This window comes from Parasedimentitalea psychrophila, assembly GCF_030285785.1.
In the GTDB taxonomy this organism is placed as follows: domain Bacteria; phylum Pseudomonadota; class Alphaproteobacteria; order Rhodobacterales; family Rhodobacteraceae; genus Parasedimentitalea; species Parasedimentitalea psychrophila.
In genome coordinates this window covers 3,642,775-3,667,001 of sequence record NZ_CP127247.1, presented here as the reverse complement: position 1 = coordinate 3,667,001, position 24,227 = coordinate 3,642,775, and the positions used below count along the sequence as shown (strand labels likewise).

Sequence of the window (24,227 nt, the reverse complement as noted above, 5' to 3'; positions counted from 1 at the left end):
AAGGAAAGAGGCGCGCCAGCAATGGCGGGCCTCCTACTATTTGGCCACGATATATTTTTTACACAAGACCCGCAGACGTACCAACAGCCAACGCCTGCAAAACAGCTCTCCAGAGCAGCGGTGCCCCTACCTTCAGGAAGTCGAGGAACTCGTGCTCGACGACCGAGATATTCGAGCTGCCATCCTGAATGCTACGGGCGGTATTCCGTTCTTGCTGACCGGGTTGGTTGAAAGTCTCGATGAATGCGCCATCCGGGTCACTCCGGAAAGGATCGAAAAACTTCCACAAACACTCGACATCGACAAGTTCCAGCCCGGGGGAAACCTGAACCAGGTAATCATCGAAATCGGTGAAATGGCGCCCGATGGAGCCAATGACAAGGGAGATCTCGACACCATTTTCGATCTACTCAGCGAGAACGGTTTTGGCGGCCATCAGGATACTACCCCCGACCTGAAGGTGCTTGGCCTCATCCAGTCCTTCGATTTCCGTGAGGGGCGATTGCATCTATCTGCACTGGGGCGGCTGGTTTCTGCACATCTTCAAAAAATCAGGAAAGAGTACGGCAAAGTGATTGAGGGAATCACTCCTGGATTAACCGGGCCTGACCGAACCACTTTTCTACAAGTCGAACGGGAGGGCGATAACTGCCGCTCTTGAAGCCTGAAATTTGGCGAAGGCGCACAATCCAGTTTGCCAAACCGTGTATCGCCTTCGCTATACCTTTCGCCCTTATTGCTAAGTCCCTGCACCAGAGTGAACCACCTGAATTTTCGAAAATTTCCTGCGACTGAATGTTCCATGGTCTCTCTGCCCTGCTTGCAAAACATCGGCAAAAAAGGGTGGTGTGAGTTCGGAGTGACTAATGAGAAGGAGTTTTGAAGTTGGATCGCAAACCGGACACTGGCCGGACCCAAAAAAAAGGCCTCGAGCGGATTAACGCTGTGAGGCCTTGTTTTTATGGTTTCGGGAGTAGGAATTGAACCTACGATCTTCAAGTTATGCGCCTGATGCGCACCGCAAATACCCCCAAACAAAAGTAAACTCGCAAGACCACACCCTAAACGACCGCTTCCAGAAATTCGGCAATATTTTCTGAGCAGTGTTTAACAGGTGCATAGTTGGGGGCCATGGGGGGTCGCAGGGGGGGGGTGGTATGTAGATACGACCCTGAATACGTCAGAAACTTTCGACCTGCGCCGGAGTCCTGTCGTTGAGCCGCGGCCTGGTACCCGCAGCGGTACCCGAACAACAAACTGACGAAGCGAATATCATCTAAGTCATTGATGTTATGGTGCCCCCACATGGACTCGAACCGCGGACCTACTGATTACAAAAGATAGGTTTTCTTGATCTCCAGAGATAACCTAGCATCATACAACATCATTTATCATAGTGCTTTCAGCAACTTAGTTGATTATTACGATCACTCAGCATAATCTCAGATAAAGGCAAATTGCCTGTTAGATGCCTATTAGTGCCCAGGGAGGGGCAGCTGTGAACCGCATAAAACTGACGGCCAAACTGGTGAACGAATTACCGTTCCAATCCGGCAAGCAACGCCTGATCTATGACAAGTCCTTGCACGGCTTCGGGGTTCTGATTGGAGCAACCAAGAAATCCTACTTTGCTGAAAGCCGCGTGAACGGAAAAAGCCGGCGTATCACCATTGGCCCTGCTGATGTATTCACCACTGATCAAGCACGGAAAGAAGCCAAGAAACTTCTGGGCCAAATGGCAGCAGGTATTGATCCAAATGCGGCCAAGGCCGAAGCCCGTATGAGGGGGATTACGCTTTCCGTAGCTCGGGAGACGTTCTTCGCAGGCCGCAAGTTGGAATCCAAGACAGAATACGATTACCGTCGTGTGTTTGCCGTGTATTTCAGCGATTGGGACAAGCGTGCTCTGCGAGATATTTCACCCAGCGCCTTCCTGAACCGGTTCCGCAAGCTGACGACCGAAAATGGGCCTGCCACTGCCAACAAAGCTGCGCGAGTGTTTCAGTCGATGTGGAACTACAACCGTGCCGCCACAGCGGGTTATAACGGTGTGCCAGTGCTTGCAGAATGCCCCGTGAGCCGTGTCGGGGCCGTAAAGGCATGGAACCCTGTCAAGCGCCGCCAAACCTTCCTGAGAGACGATATGTTGCCTAAATGGTTCAATGCATTGAACAATCTCGAAACAATGACTTTCAGGGAAGATGCTGAAAACTTCAGAGATTATGCTGAACTACTTCTGAGAACCGGACTGCGCCGTTCAGAGGGGGCGTCACTACTTTGGGAAGATGTAGACCTGATAGCCAGTATTTTCACCCTGCGAGATACGAAAAATGGCAGCGACCACACCCTGCCCATGAGCCAACAAATTAAGGCCATATTCCGGCGCCGCCACAATTACGGATCCACAGGCTACGTATTCGCTTCAAACAGTAAAAGCGGCAAGTTAGAAGATCCCCGCAAGTTTCTGGTGCAAGTTCGAAAAAGCATTGGACAAGATTGGACGTTCCACGACTTGCGCCGAACTTTTGCGACCATGGCCGAGCGGTGGGACGTTAGCCACTATGCCATAAAACGGCTCTTGAACCATGCCAACTGCGATGTAACGAGCGGTTACCTGATCCACGACCCTGAACGTCTGCGGGAACCCATTCAACGTATCAGCGATGAGATTGACCGTTGCAAGATGTCCAACCCCACCTCTAATTCGTCTTAAACTGTGATCTCTCTCCCGCCCTGAACTCATTCTAACAGACTGTCGGCCAGCCCAAGACACCCACACCGGGCGCCTTGCCGCTGACGCACCGTTGCCCCCTTCCCGTCCCCACGAGAGAAGGCAACACCAAAGAAAAGCCCCGGCGAATGCCAGGGCTTGAGGAGTGTCATTCAGTGAGGGAAAACCCCTGCCATAGAGACCGAAAATTCCATTCAGTTCACGCGACAGGCACTAAAATAACCGCACAACTCGCAAAGATGGCTTAATCGGAACGAAAAACAACCCAACATGCAGGTGATGGCATTTCACTTGGGGAATGGCGGTAGAAAGAACACAACGAAACTCTGTACCAAAAATTGAAAGTTTAGGCTCTGACCAGCCCTTCTCTGCGGAAAGCACTACAAGCGTTGCACTTTGAGCAGACAGGTTCCGAGCAACTGCTCGCCTAATTGTGCGTTGATATGGGTGCGATATTCGGTACGCATATCTCTTTTGTGTCAAATACTTAGCGGGATTTACCTGTCGTTCAGGATAAAGAGGATTATATAATTGTGCAGGAGAAGAAGATGGCAGTTGTCCAATGGCTGGGTCGCTTCGTCTTCACAGCGGTGGTGTTCCTAACAGCTGCAAACTTGGCGATCAGTCAGAATACTAATGGTGAGGTCTTCCAGCCAGTGGCGATACTTGCCGAATTGAAAGGGCCGATAGGTCCGGCATCCACACGTCATATCAAAAAGATCATCGCGATTGCTGGGGGCCAGCAGGCTGAAGTTATCATATTGCGTATCGATACACCTGGAGGTCTGGTGGACGCCATGCGCGACATCATCCAGGACATAATTGCCTCGCCAGTCCCGATTGTCGGCTATGTTGCTCCGCCCGGGGCGCATGCGGCAAGCGCCGGAACCTACATTCTCTACGCCACACATGTGGCGGCTATGGCGCCCGGCACCAATCTCGGCGCGGCGACGCCGGTGCTGATCGGCGGTCTGCCCGGCTTAACCCCGCCACAGGACGAAAAACCCATTGATCCAGCCCCAGAGTCAAATGGTGAAGACAGTGATGCCACTGGCGACGGCAGGTCGCCACGGATGCCCGGTTCAAGCACGACCATGACCGCCAAAGCCACAAATGATGCAGTTGCATTTATTCGCAGTCTTGCCGAGCTGCGCGGCCGCAATGCGGATTGGGCAGAAGCCGCGGTACGAGACGCGGCCAGTCTGTCATCCGCACGCGCGCTTGAAAAGAACGTGATCGATCTTGTCGCCACGGATGCAGAGGAATTGCTGGTCGCATTGGACGGCCGCACTGTCTTGCTCCTAGGCGAAGATAGCGTGCTGTCGACCAGTGATCTCGCCATTGAGCGGATCGAAATGGGGACACTCACCACCATCTTAGCGGTTCTTTCGAACCCGAATGTCGCTTTGATCCTAATGATGATTGGGGTCTACGGAATAATTTTCGAGTTCTGGAACCCCGGTGCGCTGGTGCCAGGGGTGGTCGGCGCTATCAGCCTGACTCTGGGTCTTTACGCGCTCAATCAGCTGCCTTTGAACTATACCGGCCTGGCCCTGGTTGGTCTTGGGATAGCATTTATGGTGGCCGAAGCCTTTACGCCCACTTTTGGCATTCTGGGCTTTGGCGGGCTGAGCGCCTTTGTACTTGGGTCTGCCATGCTGGTCGACACCGACTTTCCCGCCTACCAGATCTCTTGGTGGGTAATTGGCACTATGGCTGGCCTCAGCGCGGCGGTTTTGGTGCTCCTTCTTGGCTACACAATGCGCGCTTACCGACTTGCTCCAGCCATTAGCCGAAACTCCATGCTGGGCAAGGAGGCAGTGGTTATCGAATGGAAGGATGAGGCGGGCTTTGTCTGGGCCGAGGGCGAACGCTGGCGCGCCAGTGGAATGACCGGCCTGTCGCCTGGTGCTGCCGTTTACATCCGCGACATCGCTGGGCTGACACTGCACGTCACCAGCGCAGACGATTCAATGTCCGAACGCTAGATAGGAGAGGTCTCATTATGGAAGCCATCATTTTCAATTCGATCGCCTACCTTCTCGGCTTGGCCCTAGTGCTTTGGTTCCTGTCGGCAGCCATCTACGTTTTTCGGGAATACGAGCGTGGCGTTCTGTTCACACTTGGCCGATTTACCCGGGTTTGCGGGCCAGGGCTGGTGTTCATCATCCCAGTGGTGCAGCAGGTGGTGCGAACCGACCTGCGCATGGTCGTCGAAGACGTGCCCAGCCAGGATGTAATTTCGCGCGACAATGTTTCGGTCAGGGTCAATGCGGTCCTATATTTCCGCATAGTCGACCCGGAACGGGCGATCGTCAATGTTGCGGACTTTGCTTCTGCCGTCAGCCAATTGGCACAGACAACACTACGCTCGGTGCTGGGTAAACACGAGCTTGATGAAATGCTGGCGGAGCGAGAGAGCTTAAACGTGGATATTCAGGCCATTCTCGACCGGCAAACCGATGCCTGGGGCATTAAAGTCGCCAATGTTGAAATCAAACACGTGGACATCAACGAAAGCATGGTGCGCGCCATTGCCAAACAGGCCGAGGCGGAACGATTGCGTCGCGCACGCGTCATTAATGCCCAAGGCGAGCAGCAGGCAGCGGCCAAGTTGGTTGAGGCAGGCAAACTGCTTGCCACGCAACCAAACGCCATGCAGCTGCGCTATTTCAACGCGCTCACTGATATCGCCAACGACCGCACGTCGACGGTGATATTCCCCTTGCCGATTGATCTTTTGCCCAAATCCTTGACGGACCAGGGCGACAAGCCAGAGTAATGGTTATTCGGTGGGTGGAGACATACGAACGGTCAATATTGTGAGCCAGTTGTAGCTTAAACACCCGTAGGCTCAGCAACAGGCGCAGGCGTCTGATGTCGCGTTGAGGCAGGTTCGCCACAGAGCACGGCCCAAATAGTGCGAGGAACGTATCGCTTCGTTTCGCGCGACCGCTCCCGGCGTATCCGGTTTCCAAGGCTTTGCATTCTTGCGCGGCGGGATGATAGCATGGGCATTCCGCGCAGCGATAGCCGCGTGACATTTGCGTGTGTCATAAGCCCCATCCGCCGTGACAGACCCGACCTCCTGATCAGGAGCGATCTGTCCCAACAAGTCAGGCAGCATGGGCGCGACACCGACGTTGCTGCCGGTCACCTCAATGGTACGACCTCCAGTGTTTCTTCGTCGATCCCGATATGTATCTTGCGCCAGAGTCGACGCTTGGGGCCGCCCGCTGCCCTCTCACACATGCTTGCATGTGTGAGAGGGGGCTTACGTGCATTCCACTCGCCTTCGCCCTCAGCTTTGATGCCGGTGCTATCGATAAGAAGGTGCAGAGGGCCAGTGGAGCCGCGAAAAGGAATGCAAACCGACAGGGTCTTTTGACGCCGACACAGCGTGCTGAAGTCTGGCACCACCCAGTCCAGATGGATCAGTTTCAACAGGCTTTCCACAAAACCCGTCGCCTGCCGCAGCGGTAACCCCCGGCAATGTCGCCAGCGTTCAGGCGGCGCGTGGCTGTGCAGTGCCCTGCCCCACGCACCCCAACATTGTAAGCAAGGCTGTACCCCCCCTCCACGAATACGAAAGCGAAAGCGAAGGCCAGCGCAAATGGACGCCGAGATCCTGCATAGTGGCTTTGACGGGCTGAAATGATATGTCGTTTCATCGCGGTCTGCCCGGGCATGAACCACGTCATCACCAAACGTGTCTTTCAACCAGGAAATTGCATAGTCTTCAAAGTGTTCTTCACGAGATGTTAGCCCAGAATTCCATCAAGGTCATCTTCGAACCAATCCTTGCGAACAGTCAAGATGACCTCACGCATCAGGCCATGTTTGGAATTTCGCCAGGGCTCCTTCGGGCCTTCGACCATCCGCCTCCTGATATCCGACTTCCGCTTGCGCCGAGCCAACCCATCAAGCTCATCCGCGAAATTCTCCGCCCGCATCTGCGCGATCTCAGCCTGCGCTTTTTCAGCCCAATCCTCCTCACCAATCAAACGCTTGTTCAGATGGACACAATCCCGATCGATATGCCCCAAATCACCGCCGGTGCGGTTTCTGTGCATCTCGTAACCGGCCAGCTGATGGGGCCACAAGCCTTCAAAGCGAAGCACCACCGGATGCTTCTTGCTTGGTTTATCTGTCGACATGTTTCCGTCTACCGTTGAATTCGGGAGGGACGTGAGTTCGTATGTTCAATTTGGGAAAACTGGTTTGTCTTAGACCAAGAATGTTCATTAGTTTCAGAGCAAAGGTGTTGGTCTTTGGGGTGATGAACACCGCCAAATTCATCCCCTATGCATTTCTGGGGCTGTTCACCCTGGAGACGCTAAAGCAGGACCTGATGCTGGCCCCCTTTGCCCTGCTGGGTGCCTGGCTGGGTGTCAAACTGCACCCCAAGATGCCAGAGAAGCTGTTCTTTGCACTGGCCTATGTGCTGCTGTCCTGCACCGGAGCCAAGCTGATCTGGGACGGGCTGGCCTGAAATCAGCCCGCTTGGCTTAGACTTCTTCCAGCCGGTCTGTTGCCGGGGCCGGAGTCGGTGTGAGGGCTGAAAGCTGCGCCTTGAGATCATCGCCAAGGTCAAATTCAAGCGCCGCCAATGACGGGGCCAACTGGGCAACAGATCTGGCACTGATGATCGGCGAAGTGATCGCCGGGTTCGACGCCACCCAAGCCACAGCTAACGTGGCCGGATCCACATCATTATCCTTGGCCAGAACCGACAGGTCCTTGGCCGCCTGATGCATCCAATCCACGCCATAACGCGCCTTGTACATGCTATCATCGACCAGCCGCCCGCCATCGCCAGAGGCGTATTTTCCGGTTAGCAAACCGCCGCCAAGCGGCGAATATGACGCCACCGCAAAGCCTTCGCTTTGGGCCATGGGCAGCATTTCGACCTCGGCTTGACGTTTGACCAAGCTATACATCGGTTGAAAGATGCTGATGTTTGTCGCGAATGATACCGCAACGGCCTGGGCTTTCATGATCTGCCAGGCAGAATAGTTGGACACCCCAATCGCGCCGATCTTGCCCGCCTGCTGCAGTTCAGCCAGTGTTTCAATGCTCTCCTCCAGCGGGGTCTCATCATCCCAGCGGTGCAGGTACAGGATATCAACATACTCCATATCCAGCCGACTGCGGCAGCCATCAAACCGGGTCAGAATATTGTCGCGGCTGCTGCCGCCCACAGCACCAACCTTGGTGGCGATGACCAACTTATCCCGTTCGGCTTTGGCAAAGCCTCCCAGCAGCGTTTCCGAAGTGCCATCGGTATAGACATCGGCGGTGTCAAAGAAGTTGATGCCCGCAGCGCGGCTGGCATCATACAGGGCCTGACTGGCAGTGGCGTCGGCCTTGCCTCCAAACTGCATGGTGCCAAAGCAAAAGCGTGAAACAGGGTCGCCAGCGGGGGGGGTGAAATCTGTGCTCATGACACAAAAGTTGGCATACTTAGTATCATAGGGGAAGTGGCTTTATCAGACCTAGACACCCGCAAGCAAAGTTTCCCGCGACAGTGTTTCCCTGGCACCTTCCAGAATGATCTCGCCCCGACGCAAGACGATACATTGATCGGCCAGCCCATAGGCAAATTCAAAGAACTGCTCGACCAGAATGATGGCCATATCGCCCTGATCCCTCAACATACGGATACCTGGGCCCTACCGTTTCCACACCCACCGCCGGGCGTCCACGCCCGGCCCCAAAACAAAAGCTGCCCTGCTGGAGGCACATCGAAGGGCGCGAAGCGCCCGCCCCGCCCGCGAAGCGGGCATCGGGAATGGCGGAGCGGCAAGGAGGGGGGTCTTGTATCACCCCCCTCTACGAATACGAAAGCGTAGGAGATCGTAAATGGAAGCAGATATATTACACAGTGGGTTTGATGGGCTCCGCCTTACGGTCCAGACCGAAATCCCATCCGACCTTCGGGCCGAATTGCAGGATACGAAACTCGCCGCGATCGCCAACATCCGTGAGACTGAATTGGAACGTGACGGTATCCCATTTGGTGTCCGAAGAAGCGGAGGTATGGCCTTCTCGGTTCACACTGGCAAATACGGGGCCGAGTGGCTCTTTGCCGACCCAGAGAACCGCGCCCCAAATAATCCTGGGGTCACCGTTGATTTCCGGGCCTTTCTGCTCGCCACAGGCGGGCTCAGAGCTGCCAGGGAGCATTTTGAGGAATGTATGACGGCCTTGGGAATGCCCTACGCCGATACACAGATCCGGGTTTCGCGCACAGACTTCGCGGTGGACATCCTCGCGCCGTGGTTTGAGCCCAACCGGGAGGCTTTGGTCCTACCTCCAGGAACTAAGAATCGGGAGTTCTGTGAGGCGGACACCAGCGAGACCCACGCCGTCAATGCGGACAAAATGAACCTTCGTCGATGCGATTCTGAAGGTTCGATTTCAGTTTGAGCCAAAAAACGGCCCCTTGCGCTTGTGGCACAGGTTTCTGGCCATTTCGTCTAATGGAAAAAGGATACTGGACAGATACCGTGTCGCAGAACGGCCTTTTGCGCCACGGTTCGTGATCCTTGATCAAGTCTGCAAGATTTCTCGTGCCTCGTCCCATAAACCCGCGACTAGGTCCGTCGCAGGCTCGGCACGTGCCAGTCTCGCAGACTGTCCCGCCCATGCCTGCATCCTGTCGATCCCTGTCGCGCTCTCCCGCATCATCTTCGTAATATTCCGCTGGATCGGATAAGGTGCAGGTATCGGTCCCTCTTCCGCAGCCTCTGTGTAAGCAGTGCGAATACTCCGTCCTAACCGCCCGGAGAATGCTCGCGTCGAAACTGTCCCTTCGGGCAATGCGTCCCCAATTGCATCGGCCCAAGAAGGGGCAATCCCAGCTTCAGGCGCACGTAGAAGGCCCGTGCCAATTTGCACCGCCGAAGCCCCCAGAACCAGCGCTGCCGCCACCCCGCGAGCATCCGCAATCCCACCTGTCGCCACCACAGGCACTTGCACCGCATCAACCACAGCAGGAAGCAACGCGAATAGCCCCACCAAGGAACGGGCTGCGTCATCAGCGTCAAACGACCCGCGATGCCCGCCCGCCTCCATGTCTTGCGCGACGATCACATCTGCGCCCGCTGCCTCTGAGGCCAAAGCCTCAGTGACAGTGGTGACGGTCGCAAACCACTTCACCCCACGTTCTTTCATTCGCGCGACGAACGGTGCGGGGTAAACCCCCATGATCGACGAAATGACATGCGGCCCTGCAGCCAGCATTGCATCGCATTGCGCCTCGAAGTCTGGCAGAGGCGCCTCGGCATCTTTGGCTAAGACCTCTGGTCCCCATTGACCAAGAAACGCGCGTACCCTTGCTTCATGGGCCGGATCGCGTAAGGGATCAGGATCGGGAATCCAGACATTGAGCTGAAACGCACCATTCGATCCGGCCCGCATCTCCCGCGCCCAATTCGCTATTCCATCCGGCTGCATCAGTAAGCAGCCGCACGCGCCTATCCCGCCGCCGTTCGCAACAGGAATTGCCAGAGACGCCGGACACGCCCCCGCCATAGGGGCCATAAGGATTGGAACTTGCAGGTCATATGCGTTGCAAAAACCGGTAGCACGGCTGAGGGGAGTGGGATTCATCAGTCGCTCCTATCGCTAGTGGATTTCATATACCCATTTTGAGTTGAACCGCTCATCAGGGTTTTGCCAAGGTCAAATCTGATTTTAGGGACATCCCTCAACCCCATGATTAATTCGCGCATTCCAGTAAAACTAACATTGGTCGCGATGCAGAATACCCTCGATTTCGACTCCTTGCCGCCATTCGCTGCGCCGTCAACGATGGTCGGCTTAGAGCCGTTCGTTACATTTTTGGGTGAGTGAAGTGGCCCAATCGCTGCACCATACACATTTCGACTAGAAGGGCGGACAGCCGACTTTCGCTGCGATCTGGACCAACGGCAGTTGAGCGGACTGTGCCGCCGTTCGCTGCACGCCTCGCAATGTCCACTTTACCCCGCCCACTTAGCACGGCCACACCTTTATTTGGTGGGTATCTCCCAAAGGAGGTTATGATGAAATTGCGCCAGGTCTATCTCTGAGTGATCGGTGTCAGGCCTGTTTTGAGGTTCTTGCAATTGTCGGAGATTTCGGCTGCATATCACGCGCAATTTTGAGAGCCTCATTTTCGCGCTGCAATCCGTCAATGATAGTCATTGCGTGTTCGCGAATATGCAGGAGTTGCTGGACCTCAGATTTGAGGATCCCGATACGCTGCTCGCTTACCAACATTGTTGGTTTTGATTTTTGTTTGGAGGAACCAGAACTCGAATAAATTTGAGTCTCATTGAATCCCAAATCCGTCTGACGTCGCGGGATACGGTAGGTGGTTTCATCCCGTTCCCGCGTCAGCCAATCGCGAAATAACGCCTGGTACGGAAGCTCAAAGCCTTCCATAAAGGCTCCATCTTCATAGCTTCCAATAAAACCGACGCGGTTAAGATCCAATACAACGCGTTCTCGATTGGCCGTTAGCAACTGAGATGCCTCTGATCCCAAATGGCGGCGCAATGTACTGAGTGCGGTCCGCAAACCGGCCTTGGCCTGCTCTGGCTGTGATGAACTCCACAGAATGTTTTCGAGAAAAGCCCGGGTACGTACGCCACTGTCAGCTTTTGACAACAGAGCCATCAAGGCCTGGTGTTTGGCACCGAGAACAATACTTTCCCCGTTGGCAGCAAAAACACCAAATACACCAAAGCCTCTAATTTTTAACAATACACTCATTAAAGTTAACCCTTAAAGCAACGTTAAAAAATTAAGTCCACCTAAGTTAGGCGACCAATATTTCGACAAATCAATCCCTGCATTGCACTATAGCTTGCGTTGCGCCAATAATGGCACAAATCAATCAAATTAGGAGATGGAGTTTTCCTCCACGAAAAGTAGTGATTGCCCGCCATTTCTTGATGATTTTACAGCTATACTTCAGCCTCATTTAGCCGACATTTCACAAAATTGAATACCCCCTCTTGCATCCCTTAGCTGTTTATTGTCGCCTTTAAGGCTCTTGTTGAAATTGTACTATGGCTTGATCATTTGCCGTTTGAATTGTGTGCAGTTTTTGGTCTCAGTGGTGGGGTCGACCCAGCTTTTGGCTTGATCGATACCCGTTTGACAGTTCCGTCGAGCCGCATTCCTTCTAGACCTACCACTGCCTTCTCCATTTCGAAACCGGCGGCAGGTGCAGTCGGCGGATGAGGCCATCGTACCGGTGGACCAAAGGCCAACCATGCACTAACTTTCAACTTGGACCACGCAAGTGGGGCTGCTTAGCTCCAACATGACGGTGTCAACGACAAAACCTGAAGAAAAGCGGCTCGACGGGTCTGTCAAAACCGGTGTCGATCAGACCAAAAGCCGGGTCAAGCCCACCTCTAAGACAAAAAATTGTGCTCAATTCAAGAGACAGGTGCCCGAACCACGGTACAGCTTGCACAAGAGGCTTGATTGGGAACCAAAACAGCCACAACTTGTAGGAAAAGGCATTTCACTTGGGGAATGTCAGTTTAACAATAATACTCTCTATTAAGCGAAGCTGAACTCTCGTGAACTATGCAAGAGGAATATTCTGATACCGAAACTTACGACAGAGAGTTTTCATATGGCCCATAGCCTTCGGTCCAGCGCTTGGCTTGGCCTTACTAAAACGCGAACTTATCTACCTACATTGGTGACTTTTGTTGCTGTTCTTATGGCTTCTGCTTTCGTTGAAAAGCAAAACGCCACAATCTATACCCAAAGACTTCGTGCGGATGTTCAGCACGAGGCAGGATTGATCGCGTCTCAATTGAAGGGGCGGCTCAGCGCTGACATTCAGTTGGTGCAAGGGTTGGTGGCGGTGCTTTCAACTGAGCCGGATATGAGCCAGGTGCGGTTTACCCAATTGGCCGAACAGGTGCTTGGTGACCATGAAGAGATCCGCATTGTGGCCGCGGCCCCGGATCTGGTTGTCTCATTGATTTACCCGATGAAGGGTAACGAGACTGCAATGGGGCTGGACTACAACAAGAACGAGGCACAGCGCGAAGCTGCGTTTCGTGTTCGCGACAGTGGCGAAATGGTGCTAGCGGGCCCGGTCAATCTGGTTCAGGGCGGTCATGGTTTCATCTGTCGCTTTCCCCTCTTTGTAGGAACGGGCCCGGATCGGCAGTTTTTTGGTATATTGTCAGCCGTCATTGATGTTGACGCACTGTATGCGGGCACCGGAGTGACGGACCCAGAGATTGGCATTGAACTGGCACTGATTGGCCGAGACGGGATGGGCCCCGAGGGAGAGCAGTTCTATGGTGCCTCCGGCATTGTCGATGACGACCCTGTGCGGGTTGATATTTCGTTTCCAGTTGGCAATTGGCAATTGGTTGCACGGCCATCTGGGGGCTGGTCCGCTCAACCGGAAAACCTGTGGTCACTGCGATTGGCGCTCCTAGTTGCGGGCGCATTGATCCTGTTCCCGACGTTCTTGGCTGGGCGACTTTCTGCTGCACGTCGATCGGCGATTCTTTCGTTAAAGCGGCGTGAGCGGGACTTGGAAACGCTGTCACGGCGGTTGAAAGTTGCGGTTGAGACTTCACAGATCGGCATTTGGGAGTATGAGCCCGATAGCACGCGCCTGATCTGGGACCAGCGAATGTGCGACCTCTTTGGTTACTCAGGTGACTCCGCCACTCTCAGTGCGGATTTCTGGAAGCAGCGTTTGCACCCCGAGGATCAGAAGGCCACAAGACAGATCCTTGACGATGCCGTGAAGCACGGGGGGGATTTTTCGGCGGAATTTCGCATCGTTTTACCAGACGGAGCAGAGCATCATATTCGCGAACTTGGCGTTTCATTTAAAGATGCTGCCGGGAAAAACCGAGTGATCGGGGTGAACTGGGATGTGTCCAAAGACGTACAGTTGCGAGACGAATTAATGCGCACCAACCAGACCTTGCAACATCGCAATGGCGAGATGCGTGAAGGTCAGTTGGCCCTTGAAAAGGCACATGCTGATCTGCAGAAACAACAGGCCGAATTGCACCGTCTCTCGCTGGTGGCCAAACATGCATCGGACAGTATTATTCTGACCGATGCACAGACCCGAATCGTCTGGGTCAACGATGGGTTTACCCGGGTCACCGGATATTCGCCAGAAGAGGCGATTGGGTTGACTGCAGGCGAATTGTTCAACGGTCCAAAAACGGACCCTTCGGCGATCCGCGAGATTGCCAGCCACCTTGCCCGTGGCGAACGGCACCATACCGAAATCCTGAACTACACAAAATCGGGAGAAGAGATCTGGATCAGCACCAACCTGGTACCAATCTTAAACGCTTATGGTGAGGTTGAACTGGTTGTCGGGATTGAGCGTGACGTTACAGAGTCCAAAACCCGCCAGCGTGAATTGGCGGAAGCCAAAATTGCAGCTGAACTGGCCGACCGGGCTAAGTCCGAGTTTCTGGCAAATATGAGCCATGAAATCCGAACTCCGATGAACGGAATTATCGGAATGGCCGGACTTTTGGCTGAATGTGATTTGGCCACGGACGAAAAACAATATGTGGATACGATCCTGGACTCTTCCAGCGCTTTGTTGAAAATTATCAATGATATTCTGGACTTGTCACGGCTGGAGGCCGGAAAACTTGACGTCACATTGACTAATTACGATTTACGTCACTGTATTGAGAGTTCTGTAGATCTGTTGAGGCCCAAGGCCCATGAAAAGGGAATTTCGATAACGGTCAACTATGCCACTGGTTTGGTTGAGCGGGTGCTTGGCGACGACGGGCGGGTGCGGCAGATCCTAGTGAACCTAATAGGAAATGCGATAAAGTTCACTGCACAGGGCGGGGTGACGATCAATGTTGGGGCTGACAACGCGGATCCATATCGGCTGCTGATCGAGATTGAGGATACCGGGATTGGTATCTCTCCGGACCAGGCGCAGCATATCTTTGATCGGTTTTCGCAAGCGGATTCTGCCATTACACGGGCCTTTGGTGGAACGGGCCTTGGCCTAGCCATTTCCAGCGTTTTGGCAAAACGAATGGGCGGTGGCATCACGTTGCGCTCAGAGCTGGGGGCGGGGTGCTGTTTTTGCCTCTGTGTGCAAATGTCGCCAGCTGACGTATCTGAAAAAGAAGCTAGATCATCAGCCGTTGTCTCCTCTGGCAGGCTTACTGAAAGCCTTGTTCTGTTGGCCGAAGACAACAAGGTAAACCGACTGTTGATCACTAAGTACCTGAATGATCAACCTCTTGAACTGGTTGAGGCTGTGAATGGGCGCGAAGCAGTGACCCTGTGCCAGATACACGCCCCGGATATCGTGTTGATGGATATGTCGATGCCAGAGCTGGATGGCATCGCCGCAACACGAGAGATCCGGGCGCTGGATATCGTGCAACCGACAATAGTGGCGTTGACGGCCAATGCCTTTGAAAGCGACCGCGAGGCCTGCCTGGCAGCCGGGATGGATCATTTCCTGTCCAAACCCATCAACAAGGCGCATCTGATTGACACGCTTGCGGCCCTTCAGGCTAAACGTCGGCTCGGATTAAATTACCAATAAGTATCAACGGCGGGCGGGTGGTGAATGGTTCTATGAAGCTGCCAGAAAGCCAAACAGTAACGTGCAAGTGGGCGCGCCAGAAGCGGCCTATATCACCCATGGCGATGCTGTCTGCCGTGTTCACATTCAGGGCGTCCTACCTGGGCTGAGCCAAATTGCAAAACTGCGGCTTAAGTAAAAACGTATGATGGCTCGTTGAGCAGCCCCATTTGCGTGGTCCAATTTGAAAGTTAGTGCATGGTTGGCCTTTGATCCACCGGTACGATGTTGCCAGCGGCGCGCGCGTGATCGGTCTACGGGCTAGAGCGATCGCTAACCGGCAACTGGCTATCTATGACAAACGCGCCGAAGTGATCCAAAGTAAGGAAATGGGCTGGTTAACGATCTGGAACACCGCTTTCACCGGAAAAGGAAAACCGCCACTTGATCTAAGTGACCGTGATCAAAGTCTAGTATGGCGTTTTGAATTCAAGCTTGGATCTAAACAGCTTCGCAACCGGTTTGAGATGCGCAATTGGCAGAATGCGCGCGACACCATCGGAGACACCCCTACAGGCGCGTTATGCCGCATGCGCCACCAACAAAAACCCACCACAGACCGCAACGGCACCCACTGGCCCGTCCCTGGACTCTGACGGCGACTTGAAGCCGTGATCGGCAGTGATCTTCTGCAAAACTGCGCCGGAGTTTTACTCTGCGACGTGACTGAGGCCAATCGCAATGCGAAAATGCGGGAATTGGATGCACAGCTTGTCGGTTTGTTCATCACCCGCGCGGCGATTTCTGACGTATCAAGCGACGGTTTCGACGACTTCATGGAAACCCATCCGGAAGCGCTCATGCGGCTGGCAAATGAGCATCCGGTTCCGGTCGGGGATCGGATTGGGAAGGCACGGTCTAGGTATCGGCTGACGTGAGATCGGAGAAAAGGCGGTTGCGGGCTTTCGCTGCGGTCAGCACCGATGGCGGCTATGCGCAGAATGCAGGCTTTGCAAACTCAAGGCACAGCTGAATAGCCGACATTCGGTTGATACGGGGCACCACTCGCTATGAGACCTACTCGGTCATTCCTCCCCGCACTGGATACAGCCTGGTCGGTATCATGTGAAGGGTCCTCCCCTTCCTTATGGCATGTGTGACCGCTCCACAATTTCGTGTCTGTATTTTGCTCGAATTCACAACCGCCCATAGGGCTCGCAGACGGCTGAAAGCCATCGCATTATGCGGCGTGGCTGCGCAGGTTCCTCACATCGATCTTGAGGTGATACGCCTGGCAGGTTTCTCCCCCGGCTTCAAAGCGAGGTCCGGCCGGAGAACTTTTCAACCCAGCTCGGCGCATGAGTAGCGCGGCAGAAACCGAGGTAAGGCAAAGGAAGGCGTTGATGTTCCAGTCCTTCGCCAGTCGGGCAAAGGTCAGCCCCAACTCATCCCTAACACGCATACGTTCACGGCTGCTCAGAGTGTCATCGACAAAAACCCTGCTAACCTCCCAGATCCTTGGATCCTGAGGTGCCGGCTCGTCGAGAATACCCAATGGCAGATCAGGCAGCAGGCCGAGCTGCGCATCACGCAACATGTAGCTTGCATTTACGCAGTGCGCAGTCGTGGGCGTCACCCGAAAACCACCATAGACAATCATGCCCTCATGGATCGCGCAATAGATGCTTTCCGGCGTATCATATTGATCGAATTCAAGCCCACGGACGTTTGGAAGATCCCAACCGCGTGCTTCAATGAAGTGGTGATACCGGGCTCGCAAAAGCGCCGTGAAAAGAGTTCCGGTTTCACCAAGATTATCGAAGGTGATTTCTGTCGATCGCATTGGGGTGCCTGACCATATGTTCCAATCCCTTAAGAAAAGAGTTCCAAGAGCTTTCCTAAAAATTGAAACAAATTGAACAGGTCATCGTAAATTTTGAGTTAATTTCTCATTGTGTTGGCGATAAGTTTTTTTGCTTTTCATCGGGATAGATGGCCGGACGAATTAAAGGCGCGAACTGTTGCGCCTTTAATTCGTGGGTCAGCTCCTTATGGACGCCTTCTCGCCTAGATCAGGCTGCTCCAGTAATCTGGGCTGCTGCGACCCTGCGACCCTGCGAATTTCGGACAGCAGCACAGATTTCCTAACGGGCTTCGCAATGTAACCTGCAACGCCCAGAGCGAGATAGCGCTCCCGATCCTCCGGAGCCGCGTTTGCTGTGAGCATAATCACAGGCGTGGCGCCGATCCGGCCGCCGCGCCGCGCCATTTCCGCTAAAGTTTCACGCCCGTCCATCACGGGCATTTTCATGTCCAACAGAATGAGATCTACTGGTTGGCGCTCCAGGCACTCTAGGGCCTCGGCTCCATTAGTGGCCTCAGTAATTTCGACTTCGCTCTTTTTCAGAAAGGCACGAACCACCATTCGGTTTGATGCGGTATCGTCCACCAACAGGATCGATTTTATGCCAGCATCCCTGGCGCTTCCGTCGTCAGGCTGAACCTCAGATTGTGACGGAGAGGAGTAAACTTTCGGCTCCTCCAGAACTCTGACCAGACTGGTGAAGGTGAAACAGCTTCCTCGCGCGGGGCTGGATGACACGGTAATATCGCCCCCCATCATACGCGCAAAACGGCGCGCAATTGCCAGTCCAAGACCGGTGCCCGGAACCGCCGGGGCATCTTTGTTTTCGACCCGGTAGAATTCGGTGAACAATTCGGAAATCTGATTGGCGGTCATGCCGCGGCCGCTGTCAGAAACCGCGACGGTGAGCATCGATTGACTGCCATTCGGCTCGCAGTGCGCCACCACAGACACGTGACCCGCCTCGGTATACTTTACCGCATTTGAGACTAAGTTTCCAATCACCTGGCGCAGCCGCAGTGCATCAAATTCGGCGTAGGTCGGCACGCCTTCGCCAAAATTGATGTCGAGCCGAAGCCCCTTGTCGTCTGCTGACGGCCGAAACATCTCCACCGCGCTTGCGACCTCAATCTCAGGTTCGGCCGCCGCGAGGCTGAGCTCAATATGTCCAGCCTCGACTTTGGCATGGTCGAGAACACCGTCCAGGATACCGGTGAGCGCCTGTGCGGACTTTCGCAACAACAGAGTTCGCTCCCGCAGTGTCTCAGGATCGGCATCTTCCTCATCAATCAGTTCTGACATCCCGCAAATTGCGTTTAAAGGAGTCCGTATCTCGTGGCTCATGGCAGCAAGGAAACGGCTCTTGGCGCGGCTCCCAGCCTCAGCCTCACTTAGGGCTTCACGCAACCGGCTGGTCAGCCGATTGAGCGCCCACATGCCGTATGCCACATAGGCTGTCCCAATGACCATGATTGCAACTGCGATGAAAATTTCCACCGGGTTTGCAAAAGAATAGAGAAAGCTGACGATCATGTATCCGACAGCGCAAATGATCGGCACCGCAGTCAGAATGCCAAAAACCATCCAGTCTGAACGCCCCACTACGCACTGATTGAGCGCGATAAATAGCAGCATCGCCCCCGCAAGTTTTGGAAATGGTTCTGACTGCATGAAGAGCAGCAAAGGGATTGAATTGAAGACCCAAACGCCAACGAATGCAGAGACAGTGAAGAGGAGAATTCCACTCCGCGTGACGCTGTTCTTTAGACTTCTGTATACGAATATACCCAAGATCTCGATCAAAGCGTAGGCAAGGTAGACGATCCCCAGCGTCTGTAGTGGCAGATAGTAGAGCGACAGGATCGCTACGAGTGTAATCGAAGCAAAACGATAGGGAAGGTCTGCGCGAACCAGCACATTCTGTGCAGCCACAGAGCTTGTGAGGTCTGGCGACAAATTAGACATCCACATCGTCCCTGCGGTAACTATCACGTCGTTCCCTATTTATGCGATCGCGCGCAGTAGGTAACCACTCATCACCTTTCAACACAGGTGACTTTCCTTCTCCCTTGAAATTGCGGCCAAAAAATGACCAGCGACCAAGTTCGGCAAGGTGAAATCATGGGGAGTATTGCCAATTTTACTCTTTATTTAGTAATGCTCGTTAGTTTTATGGCAATCATAGCCGCCATTTCGAGATCACCGTCCGGGACGGTTGGTTCGTCACCGGCAAGTAGCGGTGGTAGACAACCCCTTCGTTGTTTTGCCCTAAAAAAGGAAAATCGATCGATCATCTGCACCACATCCTAATGGTTGGGGGATACCGATCAACTTGAAACCTCGCTTCACCTCCGGTAATCCCCCCATTTTTAACAGGGGGCGGTCGTAGAATTTACGCGGCCATTTTCAGTTTCATTGCGGGTGTGATGCCGCCGAGGCCCATATTCGGGCGGTCATTATTGTAAGTCCATAGCCATTGTGTGGCAAAGTCCTGTGCCTCCTCTATGTTTTCGATGATATGTTGGTCCAACCATTCATGCCTGACGGTGCGATTATAGCGCTCGATGTAAGCGTTCTGCTGCGGCTTTCCGGGTTGAATGTACTGGATGATAATACCTTGTTTCTCAGCCCATTCCAGCAGCTTACCACTGATGTACTCCGGCCCATTATCGACCCGAATGGTTCCTGGTTTCCCACGCCATTCAATGATCCGATTAAGGCTGCGAATAACCCGTTCGGCTGGCAAAGAAAAATCGACCTCGATGCCCAAACCCTCGCGGTTAAAATCATCCAGCACGTTCAAGAGCCGAAACGCCCGACCATCCCCGAGGCGATCCGCCATGAAGTCCATCGACCAGGTCATGTTCGGGGCGTCCGGCACTGCCAGCGCATCGGGTTTGTCCCGCTTTAACCGTTTCCGAGGTTTGATCCGCAAGTTCAGTTCCAGTTCGCAGTAAATCCGGTAAACCCTTTTGTGGTTCCACGAATGACCTTGCACGTTACGTAGATGCAGGAAACATAGCCCAAACCCCCAAGTCTTCCGTGCGGCCGTCAGCCCAACCAGCAGATCGGCAATCTCTTCGTTCTCATCGCTCAAGAGCGGGCTGTAACGATAGCACGTCTCACTGACATCAAACGTGCGGCAGGCCAGCGCAATGCTGATACCGTGGCGCGCCACCGCTTTCTCGGCCAGACCCCGTCGTAAGGCTGGCCGGATCACTTTTTTCCCAGGGCTTCCTTCAGTAATTCTGCTTGCATGCTCATCTCGGCATACATCTTTTTCAGCCGCCGGTTCTCGTCTTCAAGCGCCTTCATTTGGCTGATCATCGACGCGTCCATACCACCGTATTTTGATCGCCATTTGTAGAACGACGCGTTGCTCATCCCGTGCTCGCGGCACAGCTCCGTTACAGGCACACCGCCTTCGGCTTGGCGTAGGATCGCAAGAATTTGGGGTTCGCTATATCTCGTCATCTTCATCAAAATCTCCTCATGCATTCTGCCGAGAAAATTCTACTTCCACATCCCCTTAGTTTCGGGGGGGATTACCCTCCTTGTTGACACGGTCCAGTGGCTTCGTGCTGTGCACCTCGGTAAGTGGTTTCTACAAGCCATCAACAAAGCCACACCTCCTGCTCGAATTGAGGTTCAGAATGTGGGCGTCATGCTACGCGATTTGGCGACACCCAAAATCTCATCAAAAGTCTCGGCTTGATCCCAGGGTTTGTCGAATGTCTCTCCGCGAAACTCGCGATATGCACGTTCCACATTGAGATAGATGCGTTCCGGGCAAAGCCAGTCCGCGTATGGCCCCAGGTCAGTCTTGCGTGCTGCTTGGTTTGACGTGTAGCCATTGTCGAAAAAGATGCGAGACTCTTTTTCAACGTACTCCAAGTACGCCTTCATTTCCGTCACTCCTTCCAACCCACACACAGGCCCATGTCCGGGGGCGATAATATCCGGCTTTAGTTCATCGACGATCATGTCGAGCGCCTGATACCATTTGTGGAATGTCCCCACCCATCCCATGGGAGTGCAAAGACGAAATAGTATGTCCCCGGAAAACAGCACACGTTCTTTTGGCAGCCACACGATAGCATCGCCAACCTGATGGCACGGGCCGACATGTATGACGTGAACCTTTGCTCAAGCTAAGGAAATTGCGACGGGACTGCTTTCGGATGTGTTGCGCGGCGGAGATCCCGTTACAGAAGCACAGATGGTCCGCGAAGCACCCATCATGCAGGATCTCTGTCAGCAATACCTGGACGTGCACGCGATCCCCAAAAAGCGCCCAAAGAGCGTCGCCAATGACAAGTCCATGCTCACCCGCCTAATCTTGCCAAAGTTCGGCTCGCAAAAGATCCGTGACGTCCGTCACAAAGAAATTCAGACATTTCACAATTCGCTCAAAGTGACGCCATATCAAGCCAATCGTGCTCTCGCACTTCTGTCAAAGATGTTCGAGTTGTCGATCAAATGGGGAATGCGATCAGATAACCCTGCCAAAGGTATCGAGAGATTTCACGAAGAAAAAAGGCACCGATGGTTGTCTAGCGACGAGTTGACCCGTCTGTGCGTGGCTTTGGACAATCATCCGAACCAGAAAGCTGCGAATGCGATCCGCCTGCAACTGCAAACCGGCGCACGGATCGGGGAAGTTTTGACTTCCAAATGGGAAAATTTCGACTTCGACCGCGGTGTATGGATCAAGCCCTCTCACCATACCAAACAGAAGCGAACAGAGCACTTGCCGCTCTCCAAAGCAGCCGCGGCCCTATTGAGCCGGATCAAGAACGGTGCCGCCGGGTCGGAGTTCGTCTTTCCGGGCAGATCTAAGAACAAGCCGATTGTGGATCTCAAGAAATTCTGGCGATCCGTCCTTTCAAAAGCCGGTATCAGCGACTACCGCATCCACGACAATCGCCACACACACGCATCACAGCTTGTGTCGAGCGGGATGAGTCTCGCAATCGTTGGGCGCCTGCTTGGGCACACAAATCCTATGACGACGCAGCGCTATGCCCATATTGCCGATGACCCACTAAGGGAGGCGGCGGAAGTGATGGCAGAAAAAATGAGCCTAGACTAGCCGTTCTCATAATCTGGATTTCGAAATCATGCTGACTGTCACCATCGAAATCACCCCGGACGAGCAGGTGCTTCCCGATATCCTTGCCGCACGCTTGTGCCCCTGGACGTGGTGTAATTCCGACGGTAGCGCGGGCTGAGTGGAGCCTTGCGCATCGCCACCTATAACACTGAATTATCCCGCGATTGCCCCGGCCTGCTGCTGCGCGACCTTGAGCGCGGCAAAGACCCACAGATCGCGGCCGTGATACAGGTGATCGCGGATGCACATCCGGATGTGCATCCGCTGCAACAGAAACTGCAACAGGCCGGAGCCCGCTATCCGCATATCTTTGCGTTACAGCCCAACGCCGGACTGGCCACCGAATTGGATCTGGACGGCAACAACAGGCTGGGCGAGCCTCGAAACTCGCAGGGCTATGGGGTATTTACCGGCCAAAGCGGCATCGCTGTGCTGTCAAAACTACCGATAGATTACGCTGCGGTGCGGGATTTTAGCCCGATGCTGTGGCGCGACCTGCCCGACGCCTTGCTGCCACAATACCCGATGGCACCCCGTTCCCGTCCAAGCAGGCATTAGCAGTGCAAGGCCTGTCCAGCACCGCCCATTGGGTAGTGCCGCTGATCCTGCCAGACGGCGAACGGCTGAACCTGCTTACGTTTCAGGCCGGACCGCCGCTGTTTGACGGGGCCGAGGGCCGCAACGGACGGCGAAATGCCGACGAAATTCGCCTGTGGCAACTGCTGCTCGACGGCGCTCTGGGCCCGGTGCCCGACACGCCGCTGGTGATCGCAGGTGGTGCCAATCTGGACCCAAATCGCGGCGACGGGCGGCGCAGTGCAATCCAATCGCTGCTGGATGTTCCAAGACTACAAGACCCCCGCCCAACCAGCGCCGAAGCGGGCACCAACACGGTGCAATGGCAGCGCGCCGGGCGCATGCGGGTGGATTACCTGCTGCCCTCTGCCGACCAGAAGATACTGGGTGCGGGCGTGGTCTGGCCCCCATCTTCAGGTCAGGCCGGGGTTGCGGCCAGTCGCCACCACCTGGTTTGGCTGGACATCGCGCTCGATTAGTTCTGACGGTAGCGCCGAAGCTATCGCAACGTCCAGCGGCGTCTGGTGGACGTCAGGCAGTAGGGTCTCAATCAACGTCCCATCCAGACGGTGGGCGGTAGTCCACAGATAACGCATCTCCAGCAGACAACGCCCCATCGCCCAGAACGGTCGCGTCAGCTGCAGCGGCAACCAGTTCATGTGTTTCAGCCGCGTCGGCCGTGCAACCACCCGGTTCACCGCCGCCAGCAACTCCTGCCCGGTCAGTACGTAGCCGGGATATGGCACATCGGCGTAGACTGGCAGACTGTCGCCCAAATCGGCCAATGCCACCGCAGCCCGCGCCAGATCCGGTAGATAGGCCCAGACATGCGCCAGGTCGGGATTGCCGGGATAGGTAAACCGCCCCTTGGCCAAATCCTTGGTCATGATCATGTCAAACCAATTGCCCGAGGCCCGGGTATCCAAAAAGTCCCCCGCCCGTAGCAATATGGTGCGCACGCCTGATCGGCGATAGGCCGCCTCCATCTCGATCCGGATACAACCCAGCGGGTTCCTCGCCTGATGCGTTGTATTTTCCGACCACGGCCCCAGTGTCTGGGCACCAAAGACATAGACATTGCCGGGCACAATCACCGTCGCCCCACTGCTGCGCGCCGCATCAATCACCTGCGCATGCAGATCCGGCACCTGCGCCGCCCAGTCGGGGTAATCCGGGTTCCAACCATTGACGATCACCTGCACGCCCCGCGCGGCTATCATCAGATTGTCAGCACTGCGGTCAAAATGCTGGACCTGCCAACCACCATCACTAAAGGCCTTCGAACAGGCACGGCCAAACCGGCCAGAGGCGCCAAGGATCAAAACACTGCGGGTCATCACTCATTCTCCCAATTGCGAATGAGGTCAATTTAACCATTCAT

Annotated in this window: 19 protein-coding genes and 4 pseudogenes; 11 read left to right on the top strand and 12 right to left on the bottom strand. The window is 54.5% G+C overall.

What is annotated here, in order from left to right:
* The first annotated feature begins 40 nt into the window (after positions 1-40).
* The 4 genes from QPJ95_RS17815 to QPJ95_RS17800 all read left to right on the top strand — a co-directional run bounded on the left by QPJ95_RS17815 (position 41) and on the right by QPJ95_RS17800 (position 5,513).
* Complete coding sequence (locus QPJ95_RS17815) at positions 41-661, top strand: hypothetical protein (protein WP_270920595.1); 621 nt, start codon at positions 41-43, stop codon at positions 659-661.
* A gap of 837 nt (positions 662-1,498) precedes the next feature.
* The gene (locus QPJ95_RS17810) at positions 1,499-2,713 is read left to right on the top strand and encodes a tyrosine-type recombinase/integrase (RefSeq protein ID WP_270920596.1); all 1,215 of its coding nucleotides are present in this window, start codon (positions 1,499-1,501) and stop codon (positions 2,711-2,713) included.
* Positions 2,714-3,279: 566 nt separating this feature from the next.
* Complete coding sequence (locus QPJ95_RS17805) at positions 3,280-4,719, top strand: NfeD family protein (protein WP_270920597.1); 1,440 nt, start codon at positions 3,280-3,282, stop codon at positions 4,717-4,719.
* A 17-nt stretch (positions 4,720-4,736) separates the two neighbouring features.
* Complete coding sequence (locus tag QPJ95_RS17800) at positions 4,737-5,513, top strand: slipin family protein (RefSeq protein WP_270920598.1); 777 nt, start codon at positions 4,737-4,739, stop codon at positions 5,511-5,513.
* A gap of 114 nt (positions 5,514-5,627) precedes the next feature.
* Here QPJ95_RS17800 and QPJ95_RS17795 read toward each other — a convergent pair.
* Positions 5,628-6,217: pseudogene (locus QPJ95_RS17795) on the bottom strand (IS5 family transposase); the annotation flags it as partial.
* Positions 6,218-6,492: 275 nt separating this feature from the next.
* Positions 6,493-6,888 carry a hypothetical protein gene (locus tag QPJ95_RS17790; protein ID WP_270920599.1) on the bottom strand — a complete coding sequence of 132 codons (396 nt, stop codon included), beginning with the start codon at positions 6,886-6,888 and terminating at the stop codon, positions 6,493-6,495.
* A 104-nt stretch (positions 6,889-6,992) separates the two neighbouring features.
* Between QPJ95_RS17790 and QPJ95_RS17785 the strand changes: the two are divergent.
* A pseudogene (locus tag QPJ95_RS17785) lies at positions 6,993-7,223 on the top strand (TSUP family transporter); the annotation flags it as partial.
* Between the two features lie 16 nt (positions 7,224-7,239).
* Here QPJ95_RS17785 and QPJ95_RS17780 read toward each other — a convergent pair.
* Both QPJ95_RS17780 and QPJ95_RS17775 read right to left on the bottom strand, forming a co-directional pair.
* Positions 7,240-8,175 carry an aldo/keto reductase gene (locus QPJ95_RS17780; RefSeq protein ID WP_270920600.1) on the bottom strand — a complete coding sequence of 312 codons (936 nt, stop codon included), beginning with the start codon at positions 8,173-8,175 and terminating at the stop codon, positions 7,240-7,242.
* A gap of 51 nt (positions 8,176-8,226) precedes the next feature.
* Positions 8,227-8,367, bottom strand: a complete 141-nt coding sequence (locus tag QPJ95_RS17775) for a hypothetical protein (protein ID WP_270920601.1) — start codon at positions 8,365-8,367, stop codon at positions 8,227-8,229.
* Between the two features lie 226 nt (positions 8,368-8,593).
* Here QPJ95_RS17775 and QPJ95_RS17770 point away from each other — a divergent pair, with 226 nt between their 5' ends.
* The gene (locus QPJ95_RS17770; protein WP_270920602.1) at positions 8,594-9,160 is read left to right on the top strand and encodes a hypothetical protein; all 567 of its coding nucleotides are present in this window, start codon (positions 8,594-8,596) and stop codon (positions 9,158-9,160) included.
* A 123-nt stretch (positions 9,161-9,283) separates the two neighbouring features.
* Here QPJ95_RS17770 and QPJ95_RS17765 read toward each other — a convergent pair whose 3' ends face one another.
* Entirely contained in the window at positions 9,284-10,345 is a 1,062-nt protein-coding gene (locus QPJ95_RS17765) for an NAD(P)H-dependent flavin oxidoreductase (protein WP_270920603.1), read from the bottom strand.
* A gap of 471 nt (positions 10,346-10,816) precedes the next feature.
* Entirely contained in the window at positions 10,817-11,491 is a 675-nt protein-coding gene (locus QPJ95_RS24100; protein WP_313851685.1) for an AfsR/SARP family transcriptional regulator, read from the bottom strand.
* Between the two features lie 967 nt (positions 11,492-12,458).
* On the opposite strand from QPJ95_RS24100, the gene QPJ95_RS17755 reads away from it, so the two are divergent.
* From QPJ95_RS17755 to QPJ95_RS17745, 3 genes are all read left to right on the top strand, one after another.
* Positions 12,459-15,314 (top strand): PAS domain S-box protein, encoded by a 2,856-nt coding sequence (locus tag QPJ95_RS17755; RefSeq protein WP_270920604.1) that lies wholly within the window; start codon positions 12,459-12,461, stop codon positions 15,312-15,314.
* Positions 15,315-15,562: 248 nt separating this feature from the next.
* Positions 15,563-15,949, top strand: a complete 387-nt coding sequence (locus QPJ95_RS17750; RefSeq protein ID WP_270920605.1) for a hypothetical protein — start codon at positions 15,563-15,565, stop codon at positions 15,947-15,949.
* A 15-nt stretch (positions 15,950-15,964) separates the two neighbouring features.
* The gene (locus QPJ95_RS17745) at positions 15,965-16,231 is read left to right on the top strand and encodes a hypothetical protein (RefSeq protein WP_270920606.1); all 267 of its coding nucleotides are present in this window, start codon (positions 15,965-15,967) and stop codon (positions 16,229-16,231) included.
* A 302-nt stretch (positions 16,232-16,533) separates the two neighbouring features.
* Here the strand turns inward: QPJ95_RS17745 and QPJ95_RS17740 are convergent, their stop codons facing one another.
* The 5 genes and pseudogenes from QPJ95_RS17740 to QPJ95_RS24310 form a co-directional block, all read right to left on the bottom strand.
* Positions 16,534-17,136 (bottom strand): acyl-homoserine-lactone synthase, encoded by a 603-nt coding sequence (locus QPJ95_RS17740; RefSeq protein WP_270920607.1) that lies wholly within the window; start codon positions 17,134-17,136, stop codon positions 16,534-16,536.
* Positions 17,137-17,334: 198 nt separating this feature from the next.
* Entirely contained in the window at positions 17,335-19,122 is a 1,788-nt protein-coding gene (locus QPJ95_RS17735) for an ATP-binding protein (protein ID WP_270920608.1), read from the bottom strand.
* Positions 19,123-19,549: 427 nt separating this feature from the next.
* Positions 19,550-20,637, bottom strand: a protein-coding gene (locus QPJ95_RS17730) for an IS3 family transposase (RefSeq protein WP_286018159.1) whose coding sequence is annotated in 2 segments (ribosomal slippage) — positions 19,550-20,376 and positions 20,376-20,637 — 1,089 coding nt in all. Because the reading frame shifts where the segments join, the coding sequence is not laid out codon by codon here.
* 168 nt (positions 20,638-20,805) lie between these two features.
* A complete protein-coding gene (locus QPJ95_RS17725; protein ID WP_286018167.1) occupies positions 20,806-21,141 on the bottom strand; it encodes a hypothetical protein in 336 nt (111 codons plus the stop codon).
* A 15-nt stretch (positions 21,142-21,156) separates the two neighbouring features.
* Positions 21,157-21,249, bottom strand: a pseudogene (locus tag QPJ95_RS24310) (hypothetical protein); the annotation flags it as partial.
* Between the two features lie 127 nt (positions 21,250-21,376).
* Between QPJ95_RS24310 and QPJ95_RS17720 the strand changes: the two are divergent.
* Together QPJ95_RS17720 and QPJ95_RS24305 are read left to right on the top strand one after the other, a co-directional pair.
* Positions 21,377-22,249, top strand: coding sequence for a tyrosine-type recombinase/integrase (locus QPJ95_RS17720; RefSeq protein ID WP_286018166.1), 873 nt, complete (start codon positions 21,377-21,379; stop codon positions 22,247-22,249).
* Positions 22,250-22,384: 135 nt separating this feature from the next.
* Positions 22,385-23,325 (top strand): annotated as a pseudogene (locus tag QPJ95_RS24305) (endonuclease/exonuclease/phosphatase family protein).
* On the opposite strand, the gene QPJ95_RS17710 reads toward QPJ95_RS24305, so the two are convergent.
* Complete coding sequence (locus QPJ95_RS17710; RefSeq protein WP_270921219.1) at positions 23,260-24,183, bottom strand: Rossmann-fold NAD(P)-binding domain-containing protein; 924 nt, start codon at positions 24,181-24,183, stop codon at positions 23,260-23,262. The pseudogene QPJ95_RS24305 and the gene QPJ95_RS17710 sit on opposite strands and share 66 nt — an antisense overlap.
* Between the last annotated feature and the right edge of the window lie 44 nt (positions 24,184-24,227).

Bases quoted from the DNA above. Each gene is read 5' to 3' on its own strand.
- QPJ95_RS17790 (WP_270920599.1), bottom strand. From the start codon at position 6,888: ATGTCGACAGATAAACCAAGCAAGAAGCATCCGGTGGTGCTTCGCTTT.
- QPJ95_RS24100 (WP_313851685.1), bottom strand. From the start codon at position 11,491: ATGAGTGTATTGTTAAAAATTAGAGGCTTTGGTGTATTTGGTGTTTTT.
- QPJ95_RS17720 (WP_286018166.1), top strand. From the start codon at position 21,377: ATGGTCCGCGAAGCACCCATCATGCAGGATCTCTGTCAGCAATACCTG.
- QPJ95_RS17735 (WP_270920608.1), bottom strand. From the start codon at position 19,122: ATGTCTAATTTGTCGCCAGACCTCACAAGCTCTGTGGCTGCACAGAAT.
- QPJ95_RS17775 (WP_270920601.1), bottom strand. From the start codon at position 8,367: ATGGCCATCATTCTGGTCGAGCAGTTCTTTGAATTTGCCTATGGGCTG.
- QPJ95_RS17765 (WP_270920603.1), bottom strand. From the start codon at position 10,345: ATGAATCCCACTCCCCTCAGCCGTGCTACCGGTTTTTGCAACGCATAT.
- QPJ95_RS17710 (WP_270921219.1), bottom strand. From the start codon at position 24,183: ATGACCCGCAGTGTTTTGATCCTTGGCGCCTCTGGCCGGTTTGGCCGT.
- QPJ95_RS17800 (WP_270920598.1), top strand. From the start codon at position 4,737: ATGGAAGCCATCATTTTCAATTCGATCGCCTACCTTCTCGGCTTGGCC.
- QPJ95_RS17755 (WP_270920604.1), top strand. From the start codon at position 12,459: ATGGCTTCTGCTTTCGTTGAAAAGCAAAACGCCACAATCTATACCCAA.
- QPJ95_RS17780 (WP_270920600.1), bottom strand. From the start codon at position 8,175: ATGAGCACAGATTTCACCCCCCCCGCTGGCGACCCTGTTTCACGCTTT.
- QPJ95_RS17740 (WP_270920607.1), bottom strand. From the start codon at position 17,136: ATGCGATCGACAGAAATCACCTTCGATAATCTTGGTGAAACCGGAACT.
- QPJ95_RS17770 (WP_270920602.1), top strand. From the start codon at position 8,594: ATGGAAGCAGATATATTACACAGTGGGTTTGATGGGCTCCGCCTTACG.
- QPJ95_RS17805 (WP_270920597.1), top strand. From the start codon at position 3,280: ATGGCAGTTGTCCAATGGCTGGGTCGCTTCGTCTTCACAGCGGTGGTG.
- QPJ95_RS17725 (WP_286018167.1), bottom strand. From the start codon at position 21,141: ATGATCGTCGATGAACTAAAGCCGGATATTATCGCCCCCGGACATGGG.